At 29.4% G+C, this 7,487-nt stretch carries 9 protein-coding genes; all 9 read right to left on the bottom strand.

Going from position 1 to position 7,487, the window contains the following annotated elements:
- Window positions 1-226: 226 nt before the first annotated feature.
- Entirely contained in the window at window positions 227-886 is a 660-nt protein-coding gene (locus L950_RS23180) for a hypothetical protein (RefSeq protein WP_021189706.1), read from the bottom strand.
- Window positions 879-1,598: a hypothetical protein gene (locus tag L950_RS23175; protein WP_021189705.1), complete on the bottom strand. Its 720-nt coding sequence runs from the start codon at window positions 1,596-1,598 to the stop codon at window positions 879-881. The genes L950_RS23180 and L950_RS23175 overlap by 8 nt, the downstream gene beginning before the upstream one ends.
- 2 nt (window positions 1,599-1,600) lie before the next feature.
- Entirely contained in the window at window positions 1,601-2,260 is a 660-nt protein-coding gene (locus L950_RS31095; protein WP_021189704.1) for an ATP-binding protein, read from the bottom strand.
- Window positions 2,261-2,304: 44 nt separating this feature from the next.
- Entirely contained in the window at window positions 2,305-2,976 is a 672-nt protein-coding gene (locus L950_RS31090; protein WP_021189703.1) for a hypothetical protein, read from the bottom strand.
- 107 nt (window positions 2,977-3,083) lie between these two features.
- Window positions 3,084-4,145 (bottom strand): ATP-binding protein, encoded by a 1,062-nt coding sequence (locus L950_RS31085; RefSeq protein ID WP_021189702.1) that lies wholly within the window; start codon window positions 4,143-4,145, stop codon window positions 3,084-3,086.
- Window positions 4,145-4,894 carry a DNA cytosine methyltransferase gene (locus L950_RS35960; protein WP_197086661.1) on the bottom strand — a complete coding sequence of 250 codons (750 nt, stop codon included), beginning with the start codon at window positions 4,892-4,894 and terminating at the stop codon, window positions 4,145-4,147. The genes L950_RS31085 and L950_RS35960 overlap by 1 nt, the downstream gene beginning before the upstream one ends.
- Complete coding sequence (locus tag L950_RS35955) at window positions 4,891-5,373, bottom strand: DNA cytosine methyltransferase (protein ID WP_197086660.1); 483 nt, start codon at window positions 5,371-5,373, stop codon at window positions 4,891-4,893. The genes L950_RS35960 and L950_RS35955 overlap by 4 nt, the downstream gene beginning before the upstream one ends.
- Window positions 5,374-5,599: 226 nt before the next feature.
- The gene (locus L950_RS23155) at window positions 5,600-5,785 is read right to left on the bottom strand and encodes a hypothetical protein (protein ID WP_021189700.1); all 186 of its coding nucleotides are present in this window, start codon (window positions 5,783-5,785) and stop codon (window positions 5,600-5,602) included.
- Between the two features lie 594 nt (window positions 5,786-6,379).
- Window positions 6,380-7,487, bottom strand: a 1,108-nt coding sequence (locus L950_RS31070) for a hypothetical protein (RefSeq protein WP_021189699.1), incomplete at its 5' end; no start/stop codon positions are given.

Raw genomic sequence — 7,487 nt, 5'->3', positions numbered from 1 at the left:
AGTTAATAGGACGGTTACATTCTTTACACTATGATAAGATTAAAAGTGGTGTGTTTTTGGTGTTCTCTTTGCAATTCATATACTGCTAGTGGGCTAGTGGGGCTTTTTGCACCACTTATTTTTAGAGGAAACTTTATGATAGGCATTTCACTAAAGGTTATGCAGATAATGTAAGTATCTTTAATGCGTTTGTACTCCCAGTTGTGCATTGGCATCATCCACTTTTTTATAAATGATTTTTTAATAGTAATATTTCGTTTCTAAATCGAAATAGCTGCCTAGCTATCTCTTTTCGGTTATCAATGTTGTTGTCTTTAAGTATGTTGTTGATTATCTTGTTAATATAGAACTCAATATAGTATGGGGCTTTTGAAAAATCTATCTTGTTTCCTTGAAGTAATAAAAGAGTTTGATAAATGGCTTTGACGTAAGATTCATTGAACAAAGAAATATCTGTATTAGATAAAATCAATTTGATTTCATTATTTCTATTATGAGAGTCAACTTCTTCTATCGAACTAATGATATTACCGAAACCAATTATATTATTATAAGTCGAGAGTTTTTTTATAAATTCATTTGATCGACATGCTAACAATATTACATCATGATTCTGAAAACAGATATTTGCTGTGGTAGCATTCATCATTAAATAATCTTCGCTTTCATTTCTTTCATTGGAAGGCCTGTACAATCCGTCAGAAAAGCCGTGACCAGCGAATATGATTAAGCTTTTTTCATCATAATTTTTAACATCTCTTTCAAAAAAGGTATTATCTTCCTCATTAAATGAAGTATAATTTTCACCTAGATTTTCTAATGATTGTAAAAATGTTGTTGTTGGATCTACCGCATGGTAAACTCGTATTACACTGTATTTATTCATTTAGTAATGTATAATGAGCAATTGACATATCAACAAATTCTCTTACAAATTTTAAACCATGGTCATTATTCTCAGAAATCAATAATAGAAGTTCCTCTATCTTTTTTCCATCAAAAAAATCATTTCCTGTGTTATGGAACTTATTATTTTCAAAGAGCGAAAGAGAATTCAAAACTATCAATGAGATAGTTTTAGCACTATTAATGAGAGTTATTATTTCCATAAATCGATTAGCTCTTGAACTAAATTTAATTTTTAGTTCTAATAATAAACTTAAAAGCTCTTTTGAATATATTGGTTCGTTTTTCTCGTCTAATTCAACTTTGATCTTGTCTATTAAAACAGTACTTACTTCGTTAGGCTTACCAGAGTAAATTAAGTAATTAACCTTTTTATACTTATTGTGAATTTCTAATAGTATTTGAATTATTTGTAAAGCATTTACTTCTGGATAATTATTAGTCGCAGCTAACATGTTCCAATCAGAAGCAACTAAATGGATCTGCAAACCTTGTGTTTTTTCAATAATATCTTCTTTAAATCTTTCTATGTCAAATTTATCTTCAACAGGACAATAATATATCCCTGGATTTAAGAAAATTACATTACACTCCATTCCTGAAATTTTGATTTCAGTTCTATTTAATTCGTATTCTGCATCTTCATCGTCAAATACTAAATAATTTAACGGTATTTTTTGTGTTGAAGCCATTGTTATATCAGTATTTTAAATGACGCACCTTTAAGTTTTAAACCATTGCCTATAAAGGATATTTCTCCTTTCATATTTTTTACTCTTTTTTTTACGTCATACATCCCTATACCGGATCCTTTAGACTCTGATTGTCTTGCCCCAAGGTCAAATATTAATTCGGGATTTCTAACAAATCTTTCAGGAACACCAGTTCCATCATCGTAATAATAGATTGCTAATAGCTTTTCCTGTTCGGTTTGCATTTCGATGATAATATTTTTTGCACCAGCTTTTTCGGAATTAGAAATTAGATTATCTAATGATATTTCAAGGTCTAGTGGACTTAAATAATAATACTTTGAAAAACCACTTACAACACTGAAATTTATTTTATTCTTAGCGATACTATTTGTAGCAATATATTCATGAATATACTTAGTGAGATTTATACGTTGATTTACTAATTTTAAGTCAAAGTTTGATTTAAGTATTAATTCAGATACTTTAAGTGATTTATCAATACTATTTTTGATTAAATATAATTGGTCAATAATTGCTTCTTCAATATTTTTATTTAAAATCAGACTATCTAAGAAAGTTTTTGCATTACCAATATATAGGTCAATAGTGTGCACTAATTGATCAGCATCCTCGCTCAGGGTTTTTCTTGTACTCGACAAATATTCATTTTTTTGCTTCTCAACAACAAGTTTATCTGTAAGATCTATGTTTTATCTTTCTCTTCTTTAGCTTTTTGTTCAGCTTCTTTGCGCTTTACTTCTTCTTCTTTTCGCTTTACTTCTTCTTCTCTTCTTTTTAGTTCATTTTCTCTAGCATCAGATTCAGCTTTTTTTCTTCTATCTTTCTCATCCCTTTGTTTGCGTTCAGCTTCAATGCGTTTCTGTTCCGCTATATAAGCTCGATTCTCTGCGTCAATTCTTCTTTTTCGTTCTTCCTCTTCCCTTATTAAAGCATCTTCTTTTTCCTTCTCAATTTGCTTAAAACTATCTTCTGTTAATTGAACTTGCTTTAACAGAGTAGAATCATTTGTTTTTTCAGCTATTTTCTCTAATTCTTTGATGAATTTAGGTTGAATGATTTCTAATTGTTCATTAACAAATGAAATTAAATTTTTATCATATTCAATAATCTCTACTGATTCATCATCTGATAGTGTCTTAATAAGATTTACAAAGTCTAGCTTACTTCCCAGATTTGTAGCGGCATGATTATAACTATCTGAATCTTTATCTAATTCTAATTGTTCTCTAAATTTTTGAGTATCTTGGCTGGACTTAAAATAACCTTTTCTTGTAAAGGCTTCACCCCATAAAACTCCGACAACATATCTTTCTAATCTTTTTAATGATTTATCTATAAATATATCCTTTAACAATTTGGTTCCAAGGGTGTTGACTAGTCCTCCGTCTCTGCTTGATACTTCTTTAAACTCTTCGAAATTTTCAGTAGTGATGTCAACCCTCCCGAATAGGTCCCTAGTTCCTAAAAACTATTATAGCCCTGTTGCTTTCTTTTATCTAATCCCCAACTATCGTCGTCAGAATTTCCATAAGGCTGTACTCTAAATCCATTTTTAAAAAGAAATACATTTCCGTAATTAACTGGTTCGATGTCCATTATTTTTCCAAATTGGACTTTTGCGCTACGATTTAAAAAATATAAATTTATTTTCGCTTCAGTAATGATTGGAGAAAAGATGTTATCTTCTTTGATATGATAAATTAATGTACCTCGATCGTATAATTTAGTTACTACTTTTTTGTTATTTATAACTAGCTCTATTTGAGTTGTTTTTAGATTTAAAACTTCTAAAATAGAGTTTTTTACAAAACCATTTATTTTTTGCCTTTGAGATTTTTGTTTATCGCTCTCTTTATATTTTTCACATTTTATCTCTATATCAAACTCTTCGTCAGATGAAAATGGATTAATTAATTTCTCTAAAGAATGTTTCAGCTTTATTATTTTATCTTCATCCCATACGGAATTAAGATTTGAAATTTCTAAAATAGTTCCAGATATAGAACTGTCTGGAAACTTTAATTTATAATCATTTAAAACCTCATAAGGAATTTTTATATCTTGAAAGTTCTCTTTTGAATCCTTCTCAAACTCCCTCCATGATACAATGATTTGATTAATAACAGTCTCATCATATTTTGAAGAACTTAATATAAGGTTATTTCCTAATCGGTCGCATGAAAATCTACCAACCCCTTTAGCTCCAGCATAGAAGCGTTTAGATTTAAGGTTATTTAGATGAGTGTCTTTTCTGATATCATCATCCTCAGAACCATCTTTTTTTGCTGAATATGCTACGGCGAACCACTTGCTTCTTAAGTCATTTTCTGACATGCCCTTACCATTATCAGAAATTATTATTTTATCATCTTCAAATGTAATAGATACTCTCTTTGCATGAGCGTCATATGAGTTCTTGACTAATTCAAATATAGCAATGTAGTCATCTGTGATAAGATCTCTACCAATGATGTTTTTCATGCCAGTTTTGACATCAAAAGATATTGTGTTGGGATGAGTCATTAGCGATTTAGAATTTTATTTAAAATCAACCCTGCCTGCTCACCAAAAAGAGGAGGTATAGCATTTCCTATTTGAGAATATCTTGGCACCTCTTGTGTTCTTTTCTCTCCACCCGTTGTATACTTGTTGCGGAATTTATACCAATCATTAAATGATTGTATACGTGCATATTCACGCACTGTAAAGATACGAGGTTCTGAATAGTGAATATAATCGTCAGGAAGAGTTGTAATCGTTGGTGTTGGACGTAAGCTATCTAATGGTATTACTGTTCTCTTCTTTAAATTGTATTTTTCTTTTATTTCTTTTGATAAAGATTTACCTTTTTCTGCATGTTGAAGAATGAATTCAAACTTTTCCACTGTTTTTTCGCTATGTTTAGCAAACCTGTGGCTATCAGGTATGTTATCAGTAGCATTACCTCTAAGTAAGCGCTGATAACTTGAAGTTACATTATTATATAATCCTGATTTGAATCCTTTGGAATCAGGACAATCAGTTTCTTTAATTCTTAATAAATCAGAAATAGCATCTTCAAGATTATTTAGATCATTAATTCCTTTAGATCGTGCAAAATATTTTTTATTGTTGATTAATAATTCAAAGAAATCTTCAGGTTGATATTGTGATATAACATCTCTTCTAATACCAACTAATATAAAGCGAGTTCTTTTTTGAGGTACTCCAAATTCTGAAAAGTCTACTAATCTTCCATAAACTTCATATCCACAAAAATCTTCTTTCATCATTTTTCGTTGAAGGGATTTTTTACATATTCAGAGTATATCCTTCCTTTAATCTTGTTCTTATCAAATTTTTGTGTAAATCCTTTAACGTTTTCAAAGAAAATGAGCTTAGGTTGAACCAGACGTATAAACTTAACATAAGATTCAATTAGCTTATTTCGATTGTCACTTTCAACTCTTCTACCTGCTGTAGAAAAACCTTGACAGGGTGGACCTCCAGCAACAAGGTCAATAGAACCTCTTAAACTTCTGAGCTTGTCACTGTAATTTTTTAGTACTTCATTAATGTCATGGTTAGTCATTGGTAACCATTCAGGCCAATCAAAATGATTTTTCCGATCAATTAAATTATAACGAAGTGTTTCGAATGCATCGGGACTTTTTTCAATAGCAAATTTGGCCTTCCACTGGTTGGAATTAAAAAAGCCCAAGGATAATCCTCCACATCCCGCAAACAAATCTATATAGGTATTTTTAGCCATATTATAAAATAACAAAATATATGTTATATAAAAAAATATTAAGATTTATTGAATAAAAAAATAGGAATTATTGGTTTTACATCAAATATGAGTCTAGTTTCTAAAGTCCATGGAGTTTTCTTCTATATTATTTTTTTTCCATATCAAAATAAATATTAATATTTGCGTAAAAAACGGTTTCCCGTATTGTTTCATAAGTTGTTGATTTGATGGGGTATTTGTTTTTTTAAATATATTTTCCATGCCCCCAAGGCTTACTGACAAACTTGTTTCTCACCAATAGTTCAATATTGAATGGATCTGTTAGATAATACCCTATTCTTGGACTCACATGACTTGCTTCTATACTTGTTAAGTCGTTAACCAGAGTTCCAAGAAAACCAATTATCTCTTCGTCTTTTCTTTCTTCCATTTTTTAGATTTTTCTATCTACTAAAAGCAAAATAAATCACATAAAACCAGCCTAAGATACCATGTAAAATAGCCCATAGGATTGATTTATTGCGATCCCACGAAATAATGATTGCGATTAATGATCTAAATAATCGCCACATTTTTTTGTAGTTTATTTTACAATAACATCATTCGAATTCATAAAGTCATTTTGTTTGTCAAAAATTCTATTAATCTCATTTTCGCATCTTAAAACAGATTTATTCCATCTGCTAAGTTCAACGGAAAGTTTATACTCAGTTATTTTTTGTTTAATTTCTTGGCATGATATTAGAAATACTTTTTGATCTTGTAAAGTTATAGATGTAAAATATCTATCATAAAACTTACCATAGTTTGTTGCTACCCTAATTGGATAATGTCTATTCTCATTAGTAGTAGATTATCGATAAAAGATTATGAGCTTTTAAAAATTGCTCCATAGCGCTATCTGTAGAGCCATTATAAATTTCATTTTCTAGTATATGTCTTGCGTAATGATTATCAATTTGAAATGTATCAAAGTCTTCATTTTTCTTTGCGAAGCTGTAAGCTGTTTCAAAATATTTATCAGCTACTTGATATTCGCGAGATGATAGTCTTGCAATTGCATATTGTAACCAAAAAAAGGATTTTTAGAAGCAAATTTTGTATCCTTTACTTCTTCATAGAAATTTAAAACAACAGCTTTAAAATGACTTGTATTATCAACATTAAATACTGATTGAAGTCTAGAAAATGAAACTAGGCTTTTTAAGATGCGATAATTATTTTGATCAGCACTTCTCTTATCTAATTTTAAGAAAATTCTTATTAATAGTTTTATTAGTTTTGAATGATATTGTGGCTGTGATAATATAGATAATGCAAGAATTGAAGATCGCACGTAAATTTTAGACGTGCCAAAATTTATGAATTCTTTTAAATAATCATTATTATTAAACGAAGGATTGTATAGTAACTCATCGTCTAAGATATATGTTAGTTTGTCTGTATCGAGTTGAAAATCAAATATATTGCTTGCTAAAATAAGTAGTGTTGCATCATAAAAGGATTCGTTTGCTCCTTCTATGAACTCAAGTATTTTATTATATCTATTTTTAATATCTGTTGAATTTAATAAATGTAAAAGCAATAATTTAAAGGAACTTTTACATTTATCAACTATTATTTTTCTCTTTTCGATCTCGCTCGAGGCATGTTTCCCCCACAGACCATACATACTTAAGATGGTAGATAATTGATCAATTTCGTTCGGAGATAGAACGTTTAAGTTCTTAGTAAGATAAGGGTTTTTAAAAATTATTTTCTCTAAAGTTATATATATAGTGTCATTAATTGTTGATCTATCTGATACTATTACGGTGACATCATGTGTTCTGAATAATGATATTTTTTTTAGTAGATCAAGATGGTCGCTATATTTTTCAATGATTATAACACATTTAGGAATTTTTGTGCATAAGTATTCAATTTCTTCATCAGTTTGATCAAAGTATTTTTGAAATTTGAAGACATTGTGTTGTTGGTGGGTTAACGCGACAGCAAGTCCATCTATAAATAGTGTTTTTCCATTACCTAAATCCGAGTGGATTAAAATATTTTTACCTCCTGTTTTTAACCATTCAATAATCTCATCTATTTCATGACGTTTTACATAGTTGTAAATCGTCAGCATAATT

The sequence above is a fragment of the Sphingobacterium sp. IITKGP-BTPF85 genome (assembly GCF_001006065.1).
In the GTDB taxonomy this organism is placed as follows: Bacteria; Bacteroidota; Bacteroidia; order Sphingobacteriales; family Sphingobacteriaceae; genus Sphingobacterium; species Sphingobacterium anhuiense.
The sequence above is the reverse complement of the archived record's forward strand: the minus strand, read 5'-3'. Positions and strand labels throughout refer to the sequence as shown.